Source organism: Streptomyces sp. 6-11-2 (assembly GCF_006540305.1).
GTDB lineage: Bacteria > Actinomycetota > Actinomycetes > Streptomycetales > Streptomycetaceae > Streptomyces.
Window position 1 is genome coordinate 5289715 of the sequence record NZ_BJOR01000001.1, and the last position, 19243, is coordinate 5308957.

Sequence of the window (19243 nt, forward strand, 5' to 3'; positions counted from 1 at the left end):
CCACCGTAGAACTGGCACGGAACAGGGGAGAGGGAAGCACCGATCATGCGTGTGGCCATGGAGGTTCTTTACATCGCGCTGATGGTGTTCCTCATCGTGCTGATCTTTCGGCTGGTCATGGACTATGTGTTCCAGTTCGCCCGCTCATGGCAACCCGGCAAGGCGATGGTGGTCGTTCTGGAGGCCACCTACACTGTCACCGATCCACCGCTGAAGCTTCTGCGGCGGTTCATCCCGCCGCTGCGTCTCGGGGGCGTGGCGCTCGACCTGTCCTTCTTCGTACTGATGATCATCGTCTACATCCTGATCTCCGTCGTGGGGAACCTCGCGAGGTGACTGTGGACGATACGGTCTTGCCGACTGCCGATGACTACGTTGAGGTGAAGAGATGCCGTTGACCCCCGAGGACGTGCGGAACAAGCAGTTCACGACCGTCCGCCTCCGAGAAGGCTATGACGAGGACGAGGTCGATGCCTTCCTCGACGAGGTCGAAGCCGAGCTGACCCGACTGCTCCGTGAGAACGAGGACCTGCGCGCCAAACTGGCCGCGGCCACGCGCGCTGCTGCCCAGAATCAGCAGAACATGCGCAAGCCTCCGGAGGACCAGCAACCACCGCATCCTCAGCAGCAGGGCATGCGAGGGCCGGGCGCTCCGGTGCCCGCCGGGATATCGGGCCCGCCGCAGCAGCAGATGGGCGGCCCCATGGGTGGTCCGCCCCAGCTGCCCAGCGGCGCCCCGCAGCTGCCCGCCGGCCCGGGCGGCCAGGGCCCTCAGGGTCCCGGCCCCGGCCAGATGGGTCCTGGACCGATGGGCCAGGGCCCGATGGGCCAGGGACCGATGCAGGGTCAGATGCCGGGTCAGATGCAGGGTCAGATGCCGGGTCAGATGCAGGGCCAGATGGGTCCCGGCCCGATGGGCGGCGGCCCCGGTCCGATGGGTCAGGGTCCCGGTCCGATGGGTCAGGGTCCCGGTCCCATGGGCGGCCCCGGCCCGATGGGTCAGGGTCCCGGTGGCGACAGCGCCGCGCGCGTCCTGTCGCTGGCCCAGCAGACCGCCGACCAGGCGATCGCCGAGGCCCGGTCCGAGGCCAACAAGATCGTCGGCGAGGCGCGTTCGCGTGCCGAGGGTCTGGAGCGTGACGCCCGTGCCAAGGCCGACGCCCTGGAGCGGGACGCGCAGGAGAAGCACCGCGTCGCGATGGGCTCCCTGGAGTCCGCCCGCGCCACGCTGGAGCGCAAGGTCGAGGACCTGCGCGGCTTCGAGCGCGAGTACCGCACGCGCCTGAAGTCGTACCTGGAGTCGCAGCTGCGTCAGCTGGAGACCCAGGCCGACGACTCCCTCGCCCCGCCGCGCACGCCTGCGGCCCCGTCCCTCCCGCCGTCCCCGGCGCCCTCCATGGCCCCGGCCGGCGCGAGCGCCCCGTCGTATGGCGGCGGCCAGCCGATGGGCGGTGCGCCCGGCCCGTCCGGTCCGTCCTACGGCGGTCAGCAGCAGATGGCCCCGGCGATGACCCAGCCGATGGCCCCGGTGCGTCCGCAGGGCCCGGCCCCGATGGGTCAGGCGCCCTCGCCCATGCGCGGCTTCCTGATCGACGAGGACGACAACTGAGGGAACCCTGAAGGGTTTCTGGTGACTAGGCGTCGGCAGCCTGAGAGAACGGCCCCGGAGGGACATCCCTCCGGGGCCGTTCTCGTGTGCCGGGGCCGCGCGCCCGCTGTCCCACCCAGGGGCTGCGCCCCGTCAAGCCGTGCGGGGAGCCCGCCGGTTCGTGGCCGGGCGGGCTCCCCGCCGGGACGGGGGACGGGCGCCCTCGGGCGTCGTCCCCCGGTGGGTCATGCCTTGCGGAGGCGGAAGACCAGGGACAGGCCCTCGTCGGTGAAGGCGTCGCCGTAGGCGGTGTCCGCCTCGCCCTGGGCGAAGTCCGTCGCCAGGACCTCCTCGGCGATCAGCGACGCGTGCTCGCTCAGGGCGGCGATGGTCGCCGGGTCCGTCGCGGTCCAGCGCAGCGCGATCCGGTCGGCCACGTCGAGGCCGCTGTTCTTGCGGGCCTCCTGGATCAGCCGGATCGCGTCCCGGGCCAGGCCCGCACGGCGCAGTTCCTCCGTGATCTCCAGGTCCAGGGCGACCGTGGCGCCGGAGTCGGACGCCACCGACCAGCCCTCGCGCGGGGTCTCGGTGATGATGACCTCGTCCGGCGCGAGCGTCACCGTCTCGCCGTCGACCTCCACCGACGCCGTGCCCTCGCGCAGCGCCAGCGACAGCGCCGCCGCGTCCGCGCCCGCGATGGCCTTGGCGACGTCCTGCACCCGCTTGCCGAACCGCTTGCCCAGCGCACGGAAGTTGGCCTTGGCGGTGGTGTCCACCAGGGACCCGCCGACCTCGCTCAGCGACGCCAGGGAGGAGACGTTGAGCTCCTCCGTGATCTGCGTGTGCAGCTCCCGGTCCAGGGACTCGAAGCCGGCCGCCGCGACCAGCGCCCGGGACAGCGGCTGGCGGGTCTTGACGCCCGACTCCGCGCGCGTGGCACGGCCCAGCTCCACCAGGCGGCGCACCAGCACCATCTGCTTCGACAGCTCCGGGTCGATCGCCGGCAGGTCCGCCTCCGGCCAGGTGGCCAGGTGCACCGACTCCGGGGCGCCCGGGGTCACCGGCACGACCAGGTCCTGCCAGACCCGCTCGGTGATGAACGGGGTGATCGGCGCCATCAGCCTGGTCACCGTCTCCAGCACCTCGTGCAGCGTGCGCAGCGCGGCCTTGTCGCCCTGCCAGAACCGGCGGCGCGAGCGGCGGACGTACCAGTTCGACAGGTCGTCGACGAACGCCGACAGCAGCTTGCCGGCGCGCTGGGTGTCGTACGCCTCCAGGGCCTGCGTGACCTGGTCGGTCAGCGCGTGCAGCTCACTGAGCAGCCAGCGGTCGAGCAGCGGGCGGTCGGCCGGGGCCGGGTCGGCCCCGGTGGGCGCCCAGGCGGACGTACGGGCGTACAGGGCCTGGAAGGCGACCGTGTTCCAGTAGGTCAGCAGCGTCTTGCGGACGACCTCCTGGATGGTGCCGTGGCCCACCCGGCGGGCCGCCCACGGCGAGCCGCCGGCCGCCATGAACCAGCGCACCGCGTCCGCGCCGTGCTGGTCCATGAGCGGGATCGGCTGGAGGATGTTGCCCAGGTGCTTGGACATCTTCCGGCCGTCCTCGGCGAGGATGTGACCGAGGCACACGACGTTCTCGTACGACGACTTGTCGAAGACCAGGGTGCCGACCGCCATCAGCGTGTAGAACCAGCCGCGGGTCTGGTCGATCGCCTCGGAGATGAACTGCGCCGGGTACCGGCTCTCGAACAGCTCCTTGTTCTTGTACGGGTAGCCCCACTGCGCGAACGGCATCGAACCCGAGTCGTACCAGGCGTCGATGACCTCGGGCACGCGCGTGGCCGTCTTCTCGCACTGCGGGCACGGGAAGGTGACGTCGTCGATGAACGGGCGATGCGGGTCGAGTTCCGACTGGTCGGTGCCGGTCAGTCCGGTCAGCTCCGCGCGGGAGCCGACACAGGTGAGGTGGCCGTCCTCGCAGCGCCAGATGGGCAGCGGGGTGCCCCAGTAGCGGTTGCGGGACAGCGCCCAGTCGATGTTGTTGTTCAGCCAGTCGCCGTACCGGCCGTGCTTGACGCTCGAAGGGAACCAGTTGGTCTTCTCGTTCTCCTCGAGCAGCCGGTCCTTGATCGCGGTGGTGCGGATGTACCAGGACGGCTGCGCGTAGTACAGCAGCGCGGTGTGGCAGCGCCAGCAGTGCGGGTAGCTGTGCTCGTACGGCACGTGCCTGAACAGCAGGCCGCGGTCGCCGAGGTCCTCGGTGAGCTTCTCGTCCGCCTTCTTGAAGAAGACGCCGCCGACCAGCGGGACGTCCTCCTCGAACGTGCCGTCCGGGCGGACGGGGTTGACCACCGGCAGGCCGTAGGACCGGCAGACCTTCAGGTCGTCCTCACCGAAGGCGGGGGACTGGTGGACCAGGCCCGTGCCGTCCTCGGTGGTGACGTACTCGGCGTTGACCACGTAGTGCGCCGGCTCCGTGAACTCCACGAGCTCGAAGGGGCGTTGGTACGTCCAGCGCTCCATCTCGGCGCCGGTGAAGGTCTCGCCCGTGGTCTCCCAGCCCTCTCCGAGCGCCTTGCCGACGAGCGGTTCGGCGACGACGAGCTTCTCCTCGCCGTTCGTCGCGACCACATACGTCACGTCGGGGTGCGCGGCGACCGCCGTGTTGGACACCAGCGTCCACGGGGTCGTCGTCCACACCAGGAGCGAGGCCTGGCCGGCGAGCGGACCGGAGGTGAGCGGGAAGCGGACGTAGACGGAGGGGTCGACGACCGTCTCGTAGCCCTGGGCCAGCTCGTGGTCCGACAGGCCCGTGCCGCAGCGCGGGCACCAGGGGGCGACCCGGTGGTCCTGGACCAGCAGGCCCTTGTTGAAGATCTCCTTCAGCGACCACCAGACGGACTCGATGTACTCGGGCTCCATGGTGACGTACGCCTCGTCGAGGTCGACCCAGTAGCCCATGCGGGTGGTCAGCTCGGAGAACGCGTCGGTGTGGCGGAGCACGGACTCGCGGCACTTGTCGTTGAACTCGGCGATGCCGTACGCCTCGATGTCCTTCTTGCCGCTGAAGCCGAGCTCCTTCTCGACCGCCAGCTCCACCGGGAGGCCGTGGCAGTCCCAGCCGGCCTTGCGGGCCACGTGGTAGCCGCGCATGGTGCGGAAGCGGGGGAAGACGTCCTTGAAGACGCGTGCCTCGATGTGGTGGGCGCCCGGCATGCCGTTGGCGGTCGGCGGGCCTTCATAGAACACCCATTCGGGGCGCCCCTCGGACTGCTCCAGGCTCTTGGCGAAGATCTTCTGCTCGCGCCAGAAGTCGAGCACGGTGTGCTCGAGGGCGGGCAGGTCGACCTGCGCGGGCACCTGGCGGTACTGCGGCTGCGTATTCAACGAGCTTCCTCCGGCGGATGTGCTGCCTTCCGTCGGAGGGACGAGAGCCTTTGAGCTGTCCACGCCGTGTGCGGCGCGCTCCCGCGGTACCACCCTCCTTGGCTCCCCGGTGCGCCGTACGCTCCGACGAGCCCCCTCATTGGGGTCGCGATGCCGGTTCTACCGGCCCCTGGCTCCGTGCTGGGGCGTTCTTCCGGCGGCTCCGGGGTGATCTTCACGTCGCGCTCGCCCCCGGGCTCACACCGTCCCCGGGTCGCTCTGGGCTGCTTACGCCGCTACTCGTCCCCATCCACGCTTTTCGCTCCGCCCAGTGTACGGCGCCCCGGCGACCGGGGCCGACCCGATTTCCGCGCCGGGGGTGACCCGGATGGCGCGGCGGTGCCGATCGGATCGTAGGACGTGCGGCTGGTCGGATTACGTGGCGGCGAGCTGGGCACAACGCATGCATGCCGGCCGCGCGATCCGCGCGAGGCGGGCGAATCGGGCGGCGTGCCCCGTTGCCGCGGGACTCCAGTCGATTTATCGTCCCAGCACGATTCGCGAGCAAGATCACAATATGTGAAGGGGCCGCGGCCATGGTGGCGAAGAAGACCGCCGAGCAGTCGGCGTCCGGCAGGTCCCGGGGCACCGTCCCCGATTCCGCCGCCGGCGCGGCCAGGAAGACCACCCGAGCGGCGGCCAGGGCGTCAGGCACGGCCGCGAAGGAGGTGGTGGCCATGAAGGACAGGGTCACGCCGAAGCAGACGGCCAAGGCCGGACCGGTGACGGGACGCGGGCGCAGGGGCCCGACGACCAGGGCGAACACGGCCAAGCCGGGCCGGTCCCGGCCGGCCGGGACCGGCCCGGCGGGGGACGAACCGGCTGCCGCGAGGTCGGGCGAGGAGCGGAAGGCCACCGCGTCGGAGGCCGTGGGGGAGAGGCCGGCGGCCCTTCCGGAATCCGCGGAGGCGGCTCCCGCGAAGAGCGCGCGGAAGACGACGGCGAAGAGGGCGGCCGCGAAGAAGCCCGTGGCGGGCGAGGCCCCGCCGGAGGCGGCGTCGGAGAAGCGGCCCGCCGCCAAGGGCGCCGCGGCGAAGAAGTCCCTGAACAAGCAGGCCACGGCGAAGAAGTCCACCGCCGAAGCCCCGGACGTGGAGGAGAAGGCCGCCGAGGGCCTCGGGACGGCGGAGGCCGCCGACAGGGGCGCCCGTACCGGTCGGACGGCCGCGAAGAAGGCGTCCGCCGAGCGGCCGGGTGCCGGGGTGGGCGCCGAGGGGACGATTGCTGGGCGCGCCGGGGGCGGGTACCCCGGCGGCGGGAGCGGGGGTGCCCACGACACCGCCGCCGAGAAGGCGGCTGCCGGGAAGAAGGCGGGTGGAAAGGGCTCTCACGGGAAGGGGGGCGCCGCCGGCCGGGACGCGACTGCCGGGGAGGTGGACGCGCGGGAGCAGTCCGTCCGTGATGGGACAGGTGCCTACGAGGCCTCGGTGCGGGAGGCGGCCGGGGCGGGGGCGGGTGATCGGAGCGCTGCTGCCGCCGAGAAGACGGGTGGGAAGGGTGCTCGCGGGAGGGTGGTCGCCGCCGGTGGGGGTGTGGCTGCCGGGGAGGTGGACGCGCGGGAGCGGGGCGTTGGTGGCGGGGCGGGTGCCGGCGCGGGCTCGGCGGGGGCGGGCGAACGGAGGAAGGCCGCCAGGAGGGCGACCGCGGGGACGGTCCCCGACCGGGGCGGCGGTGCGGATGCGGCGGCGCAGGGGGATGCGGACGGTGCGGGTCGCGTGGCGGCTCCTGGTGTCTCCGGAGCGGGTGGGGGCAGGAAGAGGACGGCCAAGAAGGTGGGCGCGGCGCGGGCCGCGAAGCAGACGGGAGCCACGACGGTGGTTGCGAAGAAGACTCCTGGCACGGCCGCGGCGGCGAAGACCGCCGTGCCCAAGGCGCGCATCGCCGCGGCGGTGGAACCGGGAGACCTCCCGGTCCGCCCGGGCGAGGATCCCTGGACCCCGGAGGAGGTCTCGGAGGCCCGCGCGGAGCTGGAGTCCGAGATGGAGCGGCTGAGCAAGGAGATCACCTCGTCCGAGGAGTCCCTCGCGGGCCTGATGCGGGACTCCGGCGACGGCGCGGGCGACGACGAGGCGGACACCGGCAGCAAGAACATCACGCGCGAGCACGAGATGGCGCTGGCCGCCAACGCGCGCGAGATGCTCACCCAGACCGAGCGCGCCCTGCAACGGCTCGACGCGGGCACCTACGGCCTGTGCGAGAACTGTGGCGACCCCATCGGCAAGGCCCGCATGCAGGCCTTCCCGCGCGCCACCCTGTGCGTGGCGTGCAAGCAGAAGCAGGAACGCCGGTACTGAACCGGGTGCGAGGCGTGCCGTAGTCTCGTCCTCAGTCAGGTACCTAGGTCAAGGGACTCACGTGGCAGAGGCGGAGCGCATCATCGGTACGCCGGACACTCCGGACGCGGCGGGAGCGGGGCGGCAGCGCCCCGGAGGGAACGCCGGGCGGGGCGGCCCGTCCGGCGCCGAAGGGGCACAGGACCCGGCCGGCCGGCCCGGCACCGACGGCACGGCGGCGGGCGTGGACGGACGGGCAACCGCCGCCGAGCGGCCGCGCGGCCGGCGCCGGATCGCCGTGCTGTTCACGGTCGCGGTCATCGCCTACGCCCTCGATCTGGCCAGCAAGATGCTCGTGGTGGCCAAGCTGGAGCACCGCCCGCCGATCCAGCTCATCGGCGACTGGCTGCAACTGGAGGCGATCCGCAACGCGGGCGCCGCCTTCGGCTTCGGCGAGGCCTTCACCGTGATCTTCACGGTCATCGCGGCCGCCGTGATCGTGGTGATCGCCCGCCTCGCGCGCAAGCTCTACAGCCTGCCCTGGGCCATCGCGCTCGGCCTGCTGCTCGGCGGTGCGCTGGGCAACCTCACCGACCGGCTCTTCCGCGCGCCGGGCGTCTTCGAGGGCGCGGTCGTCGACTTCATCTCGCCCAAGCACTTCGCCGTGTTCAACCTCGCCGACTCGGCGATCGTGTGCGGCGGAATCCTGATCGTGCTGCTCTCCTTCCGCGGCCTGGACCCGGACGGGACCGTCCACAAGGACTGAGCCCGGGACGGGACCGCCGGACCGGTCCGGCATACTCGACGGGTGAGCACGCTTCCCGAGATCCGTACCCTGCCCGTGCCCGAAGGCCTGGAGGGCGAGCGCGTCGACGCCGCCATCTCCCGGATGTTCGGCTTCTCCCGTACGAAGGCGGCGGAGCTGGCCGCCGCGGGCAAGGTGCTGGTCGACGGCACGGTGGCCGGCAAGTCCGAGCGGGTGCACGGCGGTGCCTGGCTGGAGGTCGAGATGCCGCAGGCACCCGCACCCGTGCAGGTGGTCGCCGAGCCGGTCGAGGGCATGGAGATCGTGCACGACGACGATGACGTGGTCGTGATCGTCAAGCCGGTCGGCGTCGCCGCGCACCCCAGCCCCGGCTGGTCCGGCCCGACCGTGATCGGCGGCCTCGCGGCGGCCGGCTACCGCATCTCCACCTCCGGCGCCGCCGAGCGCCAGGGCATCGTGCACCGCCTCGACGTCGGCACCTCGGGCCTGATGGTGGTCGCCAAGTCCGAGTACGCGTACACGTCGCTCAAGCGCCAGTTCAAGGAGCGCACGGTCGACAAGCGGTACCACACCCTGGTCCAGGGCCACCCCGACCCGACCAGCGGCACCATCGACGCGCCCATCGGCCGGCACCCGAACCACGACTACAAGTGGGCGGTCACCGCCGACGGCAAGCCCTCCGTCACGCACTACGACCTGATCGAGGCGTTCCGCGCCGCCTCCCTGCTCGACGTCAAGCTGGAGACCGGGCGCACCCACCAGATCCGCGTCCACATGGCCGCCCACCGCCACCCCTGCGTCGGCGACCTGACCTACGGCGCCGACCCCACCCTCGCCAAGCGGCTGAGGCTGACCCGCCAGTGGCTGCACGCGGTGCGGCTCGGCTTCGAGCATCCCGGCGACGGCCAGTGGGTGGAGTTCGCCAGCGACTACCCCGAGGACCTTCGGAAGGCCCTGGACCAGGTCCGCGAGGAGACGTACGCATGAGCCTGCCGTACGAGGTGCGTGTCGCCGAGGACCCCGCCGACCGCGAGGCCTGCTTCGCGGTGCGCAAGGAGGTCTTCGTCGTGGAGCAGGGCGTTCCGCAGGACATCGAGTACGACGCGTACGACGCCCTCGCGGTGCACGTGCTCGCGGTCCGCGACGACGGCGTGCCGCTCGGCACCGGGCGGCTGCTGTACGGCGCGGAGGCCGCCGCGAAGACGGGCGGCGACCCGGCGGTCGGCTCCCTGGGGCGGCTCGCCGTCACCGGGGACACGCGCGGGCTGGGTGTCGGCGCGGCCCTGGTGCGCGCCATCGAGGACGCGGCACGCGCGCGCGGCCTCTCGGCGGTGGACCTGCACGCGCAGAGCCACGCGCTCGGCTTCTACGAGCGGCTGGGATACGAGGCGTACGGACCTGAGTTCCCCGACGCGGGCATCCCGCACCGGGCGATGCGGCGCGCCTTGTAGTCCACGGGCGCGAAGCGGCCGGTGAGCGGGGTGGCGTGGCAGGCTGGAAGCCTGTCGTGTGAACGTCCGACGTCCCGGAGCGCTGAGCGTGGATCAGTTGGCCCTGCTGTTCGTCGTGTTGCTGGGGGCCGTGATCAGCGTCCCGGTCGGCGACCGGTTCGGGCTGCCCGCGCCGGTCCTGATGACGCTGCTCGGGATCGTCCTCGCGGTGCTCGGCTTCGTGCCGAACGTCGACATCCCGCCCGCTCTGATCCTGCCCACCCTGCTGCCGCCGCTGCTCTACGCCGCCGTACGGCGTACCTCCTGGCGGCAGTTCACGGCGCACAAACGGCCGATCTTCCTGCTGGCCGTGGCGCTGGTGTTCGTCACCACCTTCTGTGTCGCCCTCGTCTCGCACGCCATCGTGCCGGGGCTGTCCGTCGCCGCGGCCGTGGCCCTGGGCGCGCTGGTCGCGCCGCCCGACCCGGTCGCGGCGACCGCGGTGGCCGGGCAGCTCGGGCTGCCGCGCCGCCTGGTGTCGATCCTGGAGGGCGAGGGGCTGTTCAACGACGTCACCGCCATCGTCCTCTACCACGTGGCGATCGCCGCCGCCGTCAGCGGGGAGTTCTCGGCCTGGCGGGCCGGGCTGGACCTGGTGCTGTCCGCGGTGGTGGCGGTGGCCGTGGGCATGGCGCTCGGCTGGGGCACGAACAAGGTGCTGGACCTGCTGGGGGACCCGACCCTGCAGATCGGGCTGACGCTGCTCGTGCCGTACGCCTCCTACGTGCTGGCCGAGGAGCTCCACGGCTCCGGCGTCCTCGCCGTGCTCACCACCGCGCTGTTCCTCGCCGAGTACGCCGCCGACGCCGACGACGTGCTGACCCGGCTGGCCGGGCACACCGTCTGGGACGTCGTGGACACGCTCGTCACCGGGGTCGCGTTCGGGCTGATCGGCCTCGAACTGCACAACGCGCTGCGCACCGCCTCGGGCCGGTGGGGCGAGCTGCTGGGCTGGGCGGGCGCGGTCGTGGCCGTGGTGGTGCTCGTACGGCTGGTGTGGCTGCTTCCGGCCTCCTGGCTCACCAGACGGCTGCACGCGCTGCGGGACTACGAGGAGGACATCCCGATGACCTGGCGGGAGAGCGTCGTCATGTGGTGGTCCGGAATGCGCGGTGTGGCCTCGGTGGCGCTCGCCCTGGCCATTCCGCTGAAGACGGACAGCGGCGCGCCCTTCCCCGACCGGGACGAGATCGTGTTCATCGCCTTCGGGGTGATCATGGCGACGCTGGTGCTCCAGGGGCTCACACTGCCGTGGCTGGTCAAACGGCTGGGGGTGCGGGCGGACACCGAACGGGAGAAGGCGTTCGAGGAGGAGCTGGCGGCGCGGGCGGCGCGGGCGGCCAGGCGGCGGCTGCGGGAGATCGAGGCGGTCGAGGAACTGCCGGAGGAGCTGTCCGAGCAGATGCTGCGGCGGGCCTTCGACATCGGGCTGCGGATCAGCCCGCAGTGGGGCGAGGAGGAGCGCCGGGAGGGCCACGACAAGCGCGTACGGCGGCTGAAGCGGTTGCGGCGGATCCAGAGCGAGATGCTCAGCGCGGCGCGGCACGAGGTGCTGGCGGCGCGCCGGGAACCGGGGGCCGACCCGGAGATCGTGGACCGGGTACTGCGCCACCTGGATGTACGCAGTCTGCGGTGAGCCCCGCTCGGCGTACGGGACCGGCCGGTGCCGTCTCGGTACGCTCGCGACCATGAGTCGCAACGTCGTCATCAGCGGGGGCGGAACGGGGATCGGACTCGCCGCGGCGCGGACCTTCGCGGCCGACGGGGACCGGGTGCTGCTGCTCGGGCGGCGGGGCGAGGTGCTGCACCGGGCCGGGGTGCCGGGTGCGCTGACGTTCGCCGCGGACGTGGGTGACGTGGCCGGGGTGCGGTCGGTCGCCCGGTTCGTGGCCGACGAGCTCGGGGCGGTGGACGTGCTGATCCACAGCGCCGGAGGGTCGGGGCGGCTGGAGCCCGGGGTGGAGCGGGAGGATCCGCTCGACCTCGTCGCCGACAACTGGTCGGTCAACTTCCGGATCAACACCCTGACCGCCGTGCTGCTCACGGAGGCCCTCAAGGAGCGGCTCGCCGAGCCGGGCGGCCGGGTGCTGTTCCTCAGTTCCATCGCCGCCTACCGCGGTTCGGGCAGCGGCGCCTACGCCGCCTCCAAGGCCGCCCTGCATCCCTACGCCCACGATCTGGCCCGCCAGTTGGGCCCGCGCGGGATCACGGTGAACCTGGTTGCGCCCGGGTACGTCGAGGACACCGACTTCTTCGGCGACGCGATGGACGACGCCCGCCGCGAACGGCTCATCGCCGAGACCTCCACCGGCCGCCCCGGTACCCCGGGCGACATCGCGGCCACCCTCCACTGGCTCGCCTCCCCGTCCGCCGGCCACATCACCTCCCAGATCATCCAGGTGAACGGCGGCGCGGAACGCGGCCACTGAGCCCGCAGCGCGCCCACGGCCACCGAACACGCGCCGCTGGGCGGCCGACGATCACCGCGGACGGTACGCGGCGACCGGACCGACGACGGTGGGCCCGGCCCCGGTGGTGCGCGCCTGCCTGTCGGGAGAGCGTGGGGCCCGTGCGCCTGACGTGCCCCGACCGGTCTGCGTGGCCGGGGCGGTCCTGGCGCCTGGCGGCCCGCTCCCAGTCGGCGTTGGCTGGGTGGTTCGCTCAGGCTGAGCCTGCTGTGCGGGCGCGGGCGCTCTGCTGGCATGCGTGCCGCTGGGCGGCCGACGAGCGTCCCCGGCCGCCCAGCGGCGTCGATGCGTGGTCCTGAGGACGGACGTGCGCCTGCCGGTCGGGGGAGCGCGGGGCTCGGGTACCGGTGGTGGGTGGGTGGTCAGCCGGAGGCCGGCTGGGAGTTGTCGAAGGTGGGGTGGGGCGTGCCGTCGTGGGGTGCGGTGGCGTTGGCTGTGGTGACGCGGGGGAGGGCGTAGGGGTGGTGTTCGGAGAGCCAGCGGAGCATCTGCTCGCGGACCACGACCCGTACCGTCCAGATGTCGTCGGCGTCCTTCGCCGTCACCAGCGCCCGTACCTGCATCGTGGTCGGCGTCGTGTCCGTGACCACCAGGTTGTAGGCGCGGCCGTCCCAGGCCGGGCACTCGCGCAGGATGTCGCGCAGCTTCTCGCGCATCGCGTCCATCGGCGCCCGGTGGTCGAGGTGGAAGAAGACGGTGCCGGTCATCTGCGGGGTGCCGCGCGACCAGTTCTCGAACGGGTTGGACGTGAAGTACGACACCGGCATGGTGATCCGGCGCTCGTCCCAGGTCCGTACCGTCAGGAAGGTCAGCGTGATCTCCTCGACCGTGCCCCACTCGCCGTTGACGACCACGGTGTCGCCGATCCGCACCATGTCGCCGAAGGCGATCTGCAGCCCCGCGAACATGTTGCTCAGCGTGGACTGCGCGGCGACACCGGCGACGATGCCGAGGAGGCCGGCCGAGGCCAGCAGTGAGGCACCGGCCGCGCGCATCGCCGGGAAGGTCAGCAGCATCGAGGCCGCCGCCACCACGATGACCACCGCCGAGACCACGCGCATGATCAGCTCGACCTGGGTGCGCACCCGCCGCACCCGGGCCGGATCCCGGTGCGCCCGGGCGTTGGCGTAGCGCGTGTACGTGGTCTCGACGACGGCCCCCGCGATCCGGATCACCAGCCAGGCCGCCGACCCGATCAGCACCAGGGTCAGCGTCCGGCCGATGCCGACCCGGTGCTGCTCCAGCAACTGGGCCTGGTCGTAGGAGCCGCGCAGCAGGGCGGCGCACAACACGAGCTGGTAGGGGACGCGGGCACGACGCAGCAGGCCCCACAACGGCTTGTCGTGGTGCCGTTCGTCGGCCTTGCGCAGCAGCAGGTCGGTGGCCCAGTCGATGACCAGTGTGAGGACGACCGAGCCGCCGACGACGATCAGAGGGCGGAGTACGTTCTCCATGCCTGCGAACCTAACCCGCGACGCGCGGTGTGAACATGTGTGGATGTGGAGATCGCGGGTAGGGCGGGGCGGTGTGACGAGGCTCTCTTCGGGCGGAGGCGTACCGCGGTGGGCCGACGCCGTCGTACCCGGCTGGCACCATGGGCCCATGAACATCGTGCTCTTCCACTCGACCTATGGCCTCGGACCCGCGGTGCGTCAGGCCGCGAACCGGCTGCGTGCCGCCGGGCATGAGGTGTGGACGCCGGATCTCTTCGAGGGCCGTACGTTCGACACCGTCGAGGAGGGCAGGGCCTGCCAGGAATCGATCGGCAAGGACGAACTGCTCAAGCGGGCCGTGCTGGCCGCGGCGCCCTACTCGGAGCGGGGCCTGGTCTACGCCGGGTTCTCGTTCGGGGCCGCCACCGCGCAGACGCTCGCCCTCGGCGACGAGAAGGCCCGCGGACTGCTCCTGCTGCACGGCACCTCGGACGTCGCGCCGAACGCGAGCGCCGACGGCCTGCCCGTCCAGCTGCACGTGGCCGAGCCCGACCCGTTCGAGCCGGACGACTGGTTGAGCGCCTGGTACCTCCAGATGGGCCGGACCGGCGCCGACGTGGAGGTCTACCGCTACGCCGGGGCCGGCCACCTCTACACCGACCCCGACCTGCCGGACTACGACGAGGAGGCCGCCGAGGCCACCTGGCGGGTGGCGCTCGGCTTCCTCGCGGAGCTCGAAACCGACTAGGGCCTCTCGTTTGGATCATGCCGGGCTCGCGGGCCCTGGCACCGCTCCCCCAAGCTCTTCGAGCAGGGGGTACCCCCAGCCGCGTTGTCGTCGGTCGGCAGGGCTCCGCCCTGCCGCCCTCCTCCGCCGTGCGACGCACGGCACCGGACCCCGCTCTCCCTGATCCGGCCTGATCCAAACGAAAGACCCTGGGGCCGCCGGCCAGGGCTCAGACCGGGTCGTAGGCGCGTTCGATCTTCTGCGTGCCGCTGCGTGTGCGGTACGAACGGGTCCAGGCCGAGGTCGCGTTCGGGCTCGTGCGGTCGGACAGCACGTAGTAGTCCATCTGCGCGCGGTCGGCGGTCAGGTCCAGCACGCCGTAGCCGTGGCGGTCGGTGTCGACCCAGTGGACGTGCCGGTTGGCGGCGCGGATCACCGGCGCGGCGATCGCCGAGACCGTGCCCTCGGGAACCTTGACGAAGTCGTCGAGGTTGTCGGAGGTCACCGAGGTGACCACGAACTCTGTGGCGGCGGACGCCGACAGCGGGTACGTGCCGGCGTCCACCGGGACGTCGTTGGCCCACGCCATGTGGATGTCGCCGGTCAGGAAGACGGTGTTGCGGATGGCGTTCGCGCGCAGATGGGACAGCAGTTCGCGGCGGTCGTCGGTGTAGCCGTCCCACTGGTCGGTGTTGATGGCCAGGCCCTCCCGCGGCAGCCCGAGCAGCTCGGCGAGCGGCCTCAGCAGGTCGGCGGAGAGCGAGCCGATGACGAACGGCGCGATCATCACCGAGTTGCCGACCAGTCGCCAGGTGGTGTTCGACGCCTTCAACCCGGCCTTCAGCCAGTCGAGTTGGGCGCGTCCGGTGATCGTTCGGTCCGGATCGTCGACCGAGCCGCTGCCCGTGGCGGCCTGCTGCGAGCGGAAGGAACGCAGATCCAGCAGGGACAGATCGGCCAGCTTGCCGAAGCGCAGCCGCCGGTAGGTGGTGCCCTCGACCGCCGTGCGCACCGGCATCCACTCGAAGTAGGCCTGCCGGGCGGCCGCCACGCGGGCGGTCCAGGTCCCCTCGGCGCCCTCGGTGTGGTTGACCGCGCCGCCCGACCAGGCGTTGTCCGCGAACTCGTGGTCGTCCCAGATGGCGATGACCGGCGCGCTGTGGTGCAGCGCCCGCAGATCGGGGTCGGTCTTGTACGTCGCGTGCCGGGTGCGGTAGTCGGCGAGGCCGAGGATCTCGTGCGCGGGAACGTGCGGCCGCACCACCTTGCCGCGGGCCGCGAACTCCCCCGACTCGTACTCGTAGATGTAGTCGCCGAGGTGAAGCCAGGCGTCGAGGTCGCCGCGGGCCGCGAGGTGGCGGTAGGCCGCGAAGTGGCCGGCCTCCCAGTTGGCGCAGGAGACCACGCCGAAGCGCAGGTTGGCGACGGCGGCGTCGGCGGCGGGCGCGGTGCGGGTGCGGGCGATGGGGGAGTCGGTGCCCCCGGCCGAGAAGCGGAACCAGTAGTCGGTGGCCGGGCGCAGCCCCCGGACGTCGGCCTTGACGGTGTGGTCGGAGGCGGCCGTCGCGGTGGTCGAGCCCTCGGCGACGACGTCGGTGAACCCCTTGTCCCCGGCCACCGCCCAGCGCACCTCGGTGTCCGGGCCCAGCCCGGAGCCGGGCACCGCCTCGGGGACGGGGGTCACGCGGGTCCACAGCAGGACGCCGTCCGGCAGAGGATCGCCGGAGGCGACGCCGTGCAGGAAGGCGGGCGCACCGGTGGCGGCGCGTGCGGGCAGCGCGGCGGCGAGCGGGCCCGCCAGTACGGCGCCCGCCGCCGCGGCCTTGACGAACGTACGGCGGCGCGCGACGGGTGAGTCGGCGCTCTCGAGGTGGCACTGTCGACTGGTCACGGGCGATCAGATTACTGACCGGTAAGTGCGAAGAGCGGGCGAACCGGAAAAGGTTCGCCCGCTCTTCGCGCGGGATTCACGGCAGGCGGCGGCGCCGCCCGGGGATCAGCCCTTGAGGGCCGCGTCCAACGCCGCGTTGAACTCGTCCGCCGTCATCGGCGGGTTCTGGGTGCCGGGGGTGGTCACCTTCTTGCCGTCCATGACCAGGCTCGGGGTGCCGTCCACACCGTCCTTGTTGTTGTCGAAGGTCTTCGACATGGCGACCGCCCAGGCGTCGTACTTGCCGCTCTTGACGTCGTCGCGGAACGACGCGTTGTTCTTCAGGGCCGGCACGGTGTCCGCCACCTTGATGAGGTAGTCGTCGCTCTTGAACTTGTCGTCGGTCTCCTCCGGGTGCCACTTCTTCGAGTACAGCGCGGACTTGTACTCGAGGAACGCCTCGGGGCTGACGTTGAGCGCGGCGCCCATGGCGCTCATCGAGTTCTTGGAGCCCTCGCCGTTGTCGTGGTTGTCGATGAAGGTGCCGCCGATGTACTGGAGCTTGAACTTGCCGTCGTCGACATCCTTCTTGACGGTCGCGCCGACCGCTTCCTCGAACTGGCCGCAGATCGGGCAGCGCGGGTCCTCGTAGATCTTGAGGGTCTTCTGGGCCGAGCTCTTGCCGATGACCACGGTCGTGCCGTCGGTGCCGGTGGTGTTGGCCGGGGCGACGACCTTCTCGTCCTTCACGGCCTCCCAGTGGCTGGGCTTGTTGGCCTGGACGACGGCGTAGCCGATGCCGCCGGCCGCCGCCAGCACGGCCACGACCGCGCACGCCACGGTTATCTGCCGCTTGGCCTTGGCCCGCTTGGCGTCGCGCTCGCGCTCGGCGCGCAGCCGCTCCCGGGCCGCCGTCTTCGCCGTCTGGCTGTTCCGCTTGCTCATGGTGGTGTTCTCCTGTGGGACGCGCAGCTTCGTGCGCGGGACTACGAATGGGGACTGGTCGTGCTCGGGGCGCCCGGGGTCGTCGCTCAGACGAGTGCGAGGGCGTCCGGGCACGGCGGTCCGCGCCGTCCCAGGGAGTGCACGAGGATGCGGGCGCGCAGCGCGGCGATCCGCGGCGCGGGACGCGCCGGCCGGCCCACCGAGCGGGTGCTGCGCACCGTGACCGCCGCCACCGCGAGCAGCAGCGGCCGGAAGGTCGTGGCGGCCACCGCGCACAGCAGCTGGGCGAGCGCCCGCTCGCCGCGGCGCAGCCAGCCGGCCGCGACCAGGCCGACGGCGACGTGCGCGGCCAGCAGCAGCCAGGCCGTGGCCGGGTCGGCGTGCGCGAGCAGTGCGGTCAGCCGGCCGGTGTCGGTGCCGGTCATCTGGGCCAGCGGGGTGCCGACGTCGGTGTGCCCGCCGCACAGCACGTCGAAGCCGACCGAGCGCAGGGGACCGGCGACCGGGCCGCCCGCGGGGCCGTAGCAGAGGTGCTGGCCGGTGGTGAAGACGGTGTCGGCCGCCAGTTCCAACGGGACCAGCAGGGCGGCGATCCGCCCGAAGCCGCGCTCACGGCCGGCCAGGGCGTAGGAGAGCAGGAACACGGCGACCGCGACCGCGGCCACCGTGTTCAGCGGCAGCGGGACCCGTGACAGCAGCACGTGCGACGCGGTGCTGAGCGTCACGACCACGGCCGTGAACAGCGCCGCGCGCACGGCTCTGAGTTTGGTCCCGGATATGTCCATAGCGAGACACGAGTCTGTCATGCGGGCCGGTAAGAGACCCCTAAAGGGTTCCTGTGTGCGGCCCATCCGTCACAGACCCGGGATCCCTCCGTTGCGCAGCAGGTCCACGAAGATGCGGTGGTCGGCACGCGCGCGTGCGCCGTAGGCGTGCGCGAAGTCGGCGAGCAGCGGCGCGAAGCCCTCCTCGTCGCCCGCGATCGCCGCGTCGATGGCCCGCTCGGTGGAGAACGGCACCAGGGACTCGCCCGACGTGTCGTCCGCCGCCGCGTGCATGGCGGCCGTGGCCCGGCCCAGGTCGGCGACCACCTGCGCGATCTCCTCCGGGTCGTCGACGTGGTCCCAGTCCAGGTCCACGGTGTACGGCGAGACCTCGGTGACCAGCCGGCCGGCGCCGTCCAGCTCGGTCCAGCCCAGCCACGGGTCGGTGTGCGCCTGGAGGGCACGCCGGCAGACCACCGTGCGGTGGCCCTCGTGCTGGAAGTGGTCGTGGATCGCCTGGTCCGTGATGTGCCGGGAGGCCGCCGCGGTCCGGGCCCGCTGGATGGAGATCACCACGTCGTGCTCCAGGGCGTCGCTGTGGCCCTCCAGGAGGATGTCGTACGACAGACCGGCCGGGCCGATCCCGTGGCGGCCGACGACGTCCTTGACGCGGTAGGACTCCGGGCGGGCCAGCGAGGCCTCCGGCAGGGTCTCCAGATAGCCGTCGAACGCCGCGAGGACCTTGTAGCGGGTGGCGGCGTCCAGCTCGACCGCGCCGCCGCCGGGCGCGAAGCGGCGCTCGAAGTCGCGGATCTCGGTCATCGACTCCAGCAGCCCGGCACGGGTCAGCGAACGGGCGTCACGCAGCGTGTCCAGGAGGGGGCCGTCGGCCGTGTCCAGCGTGAAGGGCGGCACCTCGTCGCTCTTGGCGCCGGTGGCCAGGGCGTGGATCCGGTCGCGGTAGGCGGTCGCGTAGAGCGTCACCAGCTCGGTGATCCGGTCGTCACTGAGCGCCTTGGCGTACCCGACGAGGGCGAGAGAGGCGGCGAACCGCTTGAGGTCCCAGGTGAAGGGGCCGACGTAGGCCTCGTCGAAGCCGGTGGCGCTGAAGACCAGCCGGCCGTCGGCGTCCATGTAGGTGCCGAAGCTCTCCGCGTGCAGGTCGCCGTGGATCCACACGCGCGAGGTGCGGTCGTCGAGGTAGGGTCCGCCGCGCCGGTCGGCGCCCAGGTCGTGGTGGAAGAGACAGGCCGTGCCCCGGTGGAACGCGAGGGCCGAGGCGGCCATCCTCCGCAGCCTCATGCCGAACGCGGCCGGATCGTCGGCCAGGAGCTCGCCGAAGACGGTGTCGAGGACGGCGATGATCTCCTTGCCGCGCTGCTCGTCGCTGAGCTGGGGGACCGACATCGCGGAGTGCCTCCTGGTGCAGGTGGTGCATGACGTGTGGAGTGGGTCCGGCTTGGGCGTTCCACCACACCAACGTCCGGCGGTGCG

At 72.2% G+C, this 19243-nt stretch carries 15 protein-coding genes; 9 read left to right on the forward strand and 6 right to left on the reverse strand.

What is annotated here, in order from left to right; translation table 11 throughout:
- Positions 1-45: 45 nt before the first annotated feature.
- Positions 46-336 carry a YggT family protein gene (locus tag TNCT6_RS23310; protein ID WP_141361753.1) on the forward strand — a complete coding sequence of 97 codons (291 nt, stop codon included), beginning with the start codon at positions 46-48 and terminating at the stop codon, positions 334-336.
- Positions 337-388: 52 nt separating this feature from the next.
- Complete coding sequence (locus TNCT6_RS23315; RefSeq protein ID WP_141361755.1) at positions 389-1609, forward strand: DivIVA domain-containing protein; 1221 nt, start codon at positions 389-391, stop codon at positions 1607-1609.
- A gap of 224 nt (positions 1610-1833) precedes the next feature.
- Here the strand turns inward: TNCT6_RS23315 and ileS are convergent, their stop codons facing one another.
- Complete coding sequence (ileS, locus tag TNCT6_RS23320; RefSeq protein WP_141361757.1) at positions 1834-4974, reverse strand: isoleucine--tRNA ligase; 3141 nt, start codon at positions 4972-4974, stop codon at positions 1834-1836.
- 1241 nt (positions 4975-6215) lie between these two features.
- On the opposite strand from ileS, the gene TNCT6_RS23330 reads away from it, so the two are divergent.
- The 6 genes from TNCT6_RS23330 (at position 6216) to TNCT6_RS23355 (ending at position 11971) form a co-directional block, all read left to right on the forward strand.
- Positions 6216-7307, forward strand: a complete 1092-nt coding sequence (locus tag TNCT6_RS23330) for a TraR/DksA family transcriptional regulator (RefSeq protein ID WP_373996246.1) — start codon at positions 6216-6218, stop codon at positions 7305-7307.
- Between the two features lie 61 nt (positions 7308-7368).
- Positions 7369-8052 (forward strand): signal peptidase II, encoded by a 684-nt coding sequence (lspA, locus tag TNCT6_RS23335; protein WP_141361759.1) that lies wholly within the window; start codon positions 7369-7371, stop codon positions 8050-8052.
- A gap of 42 nt (positions 8053-8094) precedes the next feature.
- Entirely contained in the window at positions 8095-9039 is a 945-nt protein-coding gene (locus TNCT6_RS23340; RefSeq protein ID WP_141361761.1) for an RluA family pseudouridine synthase, read from the forward strand.
- Positions 9036-9503, forward strand: a complete 468-nt coding sequence (locus TNCT6_RS23345; RefSeq protein WP_141361763.1) for a GNAT family N-acetyltransferase — start codon at positions 9036-9038, stop codon at positions 9501-9503. The genes TNCT6_RS23340 and TNCT6_RS23345 overlap by 4 nt, the downstream gene beginning before the upstream one ends.
- Positions 9504-9591: 88 nt before the next feature.
- On the forward strand, positions 9592-11178 hold the full coding sequence (locus tag TNCT6_RS23350; protein WP_141361765.1) for a Na+/H+ antiporter: 1587 nt from the start codon (positions 9592-9594) through the stop codon (positions 11176-11178).
- 52 nt (positions 11179-11230) lie between these two features.
- The gene (locus TNCT6_RS23355; protein ID WP_141361767.1) at positions 11231-11971 is read left to right on the forward strand and encodes an SDR family NAD(P)-dependent oxidoreductase; all 741 of its coding nucleotides are present in this window, start codon (positions 11231-11233) and stop codon (positions 11969-11971) included.
- A gap of 401 nt (positions 11972-12372) precedes the next feature.
- Here the strand turns inward: TNCT6_RS23355 and TNCT6_RS23360 are convergent, their stop codons facing one another.
- Positions 12373-13464 carry a mechanosensitive ion channel family protein gene (locus tag TNCT6_RS23360; RefSeq protein WP_141361769.1) on the reverse strand — a complete coding sequence of 364 codons (1092 nt, stop codon included), beginning with the start codon at positions 13462-13464 and terminating at the stop codon, positions 12373-12375.
- A 148-nt stretch (positions 13465-13612) separates the two neighbouring features.
- Here TNCT6_RS23360 and TNCT6_RS23365 point away from each other — a divergent pair, with 148 nt between their 5' ends.
- Positions 13613-14191 (forward strand): dienelactone hydrolase family protein, encoded by a 579-nt coding sequence (locus tag TNCT6_RS23365; RefSeq protein WP_141361771.1) that lies wholly within the window; start codon positions 13613-13615, stop codon positions 14189-14191.
- A gap of 208 nt (positions 14192-14399) precedes the next feature.
- On the opposite strand, the gene TNCT6_RS23370 is transcribed toward TNCT6_RS23365, so the two are convergent.
- From TNCT6_RS23370 to TNCT6_RS23385, 4 genes are all read right to left on the reverse strand, one after another.
- Positions 14400-16061: an alkaline phosphatase gene (locus tag TNCT6_RS23370; RefSeq protein ID WP_141361773.1), complete on the reverse strand. Its 1662-nt coding sequence runs from the start codon at positions 16059-16061 to the stop codon at positions 14400-14402.
- 105 nt (positions 16062-16166) lie between these two features.
- Positions 16167-16985, reverse strand: coding sequence for a thioredoxin domain-containing protein (locus tag TNCT6_RS23375; protein ID WP_141361776.1), 819 nt, complete (start codon positions 16983-16985; stop codon positions 16167-16169).
- Positions 16986-17071: 86 nt separating this feature from the next.
- Complete coding sequence (locus tag TNCT6_RS23380) at positions 17072-17770, reverse strand: hypothetical protein (protein WP_141361778.1); 699 nt, start codon at positions 17768-17770, stop codon at positions 17072-17074.
- 69 nt (positions 17771-17839) lie between these two features.
- A complete protein-coding gene (locus TNCT6_RS23385; protein ID WP_141361780.1) occupies positions 17840-19156 on the reverse strand; it encodes a DUF2252 domain-containing protein in 1317 nt (438 codons plus the stop codon).
- Positions 19157-19243 lie beyond the last annotated feature (87 nt).

What these genes read in the sequence shown, in the direction of transcription:
- TNCT6_RS23385 (WP_141361780.1), bottom strand. Translation starts at nt 19,156, where the DNA reads ATGTCGGTCCCCCAGCTCAGCGACGAGCAGCGCGGCAAGGAGATCATC.
- TNCT6_RS23315 (WP_141361755.1), top strand. Translation starts at nt 389, where the DNA reads ATGCCGTTGACCCCCGAGGACGTGCGGAACAAGCAGTTCACGACCGTC.
- TNCT6_RS23310 (WP_141361753.1), top strand. Translation starts at nt 46, where the DNA reads ATGCGTGTGGCCATGGAGGTTCTTTACATCGCGCTGATGGTGTTCCTC.
- TNCT6_RS23365 (WP_141361771.1), top strand. Translation starts at nt 13,613, where the DNA reads ATGAACATCGTGCTCTTCCACTCGACCTATGGCCTCGGACCCGCGGTG.
- TNCT6_RS23345 (WP_141361763.1), top strand. Translation starts at nt 9,036, where the DNA reads ATGAGCCTGCCGTACGAGGTGCGTGTCGCCGAGGACCCCGCCGACCGC.
- TNCT6_RS23375 (WP_141361776.1), bottom strand. Translation starts at nt 16,985, where the DNA reads ATGAGCAAGCGGAACAGCCAGACGGCGAAGACGGCGGCCCGGGAGCGG.
- TNCT6_RS23380 (WP_141361778.1), bottom strand. Translation starts at nt 17,770, where the DNA reads ATGGACATATCCGGGACCAAACTCAGAGCCGTGCGCGCGGCGCTGTTC.
- TNCT6_RS23355 (WP_141361767.1), top strand. Translation starts at nt 11,231, where the DNA reads ATGAGTCGCAACGTCGTCATCAGCGGGGGCGGAACGGGGATCGGACTC.
- TNCT6_RS23360 (WP_141361769.1), bottom strand. Translation starts at nt 13,464, where the DNA reads ATGGAGAACGTACTCCGCCCTCTGATCGTCGTCGGCGGCTCGGTCGTC.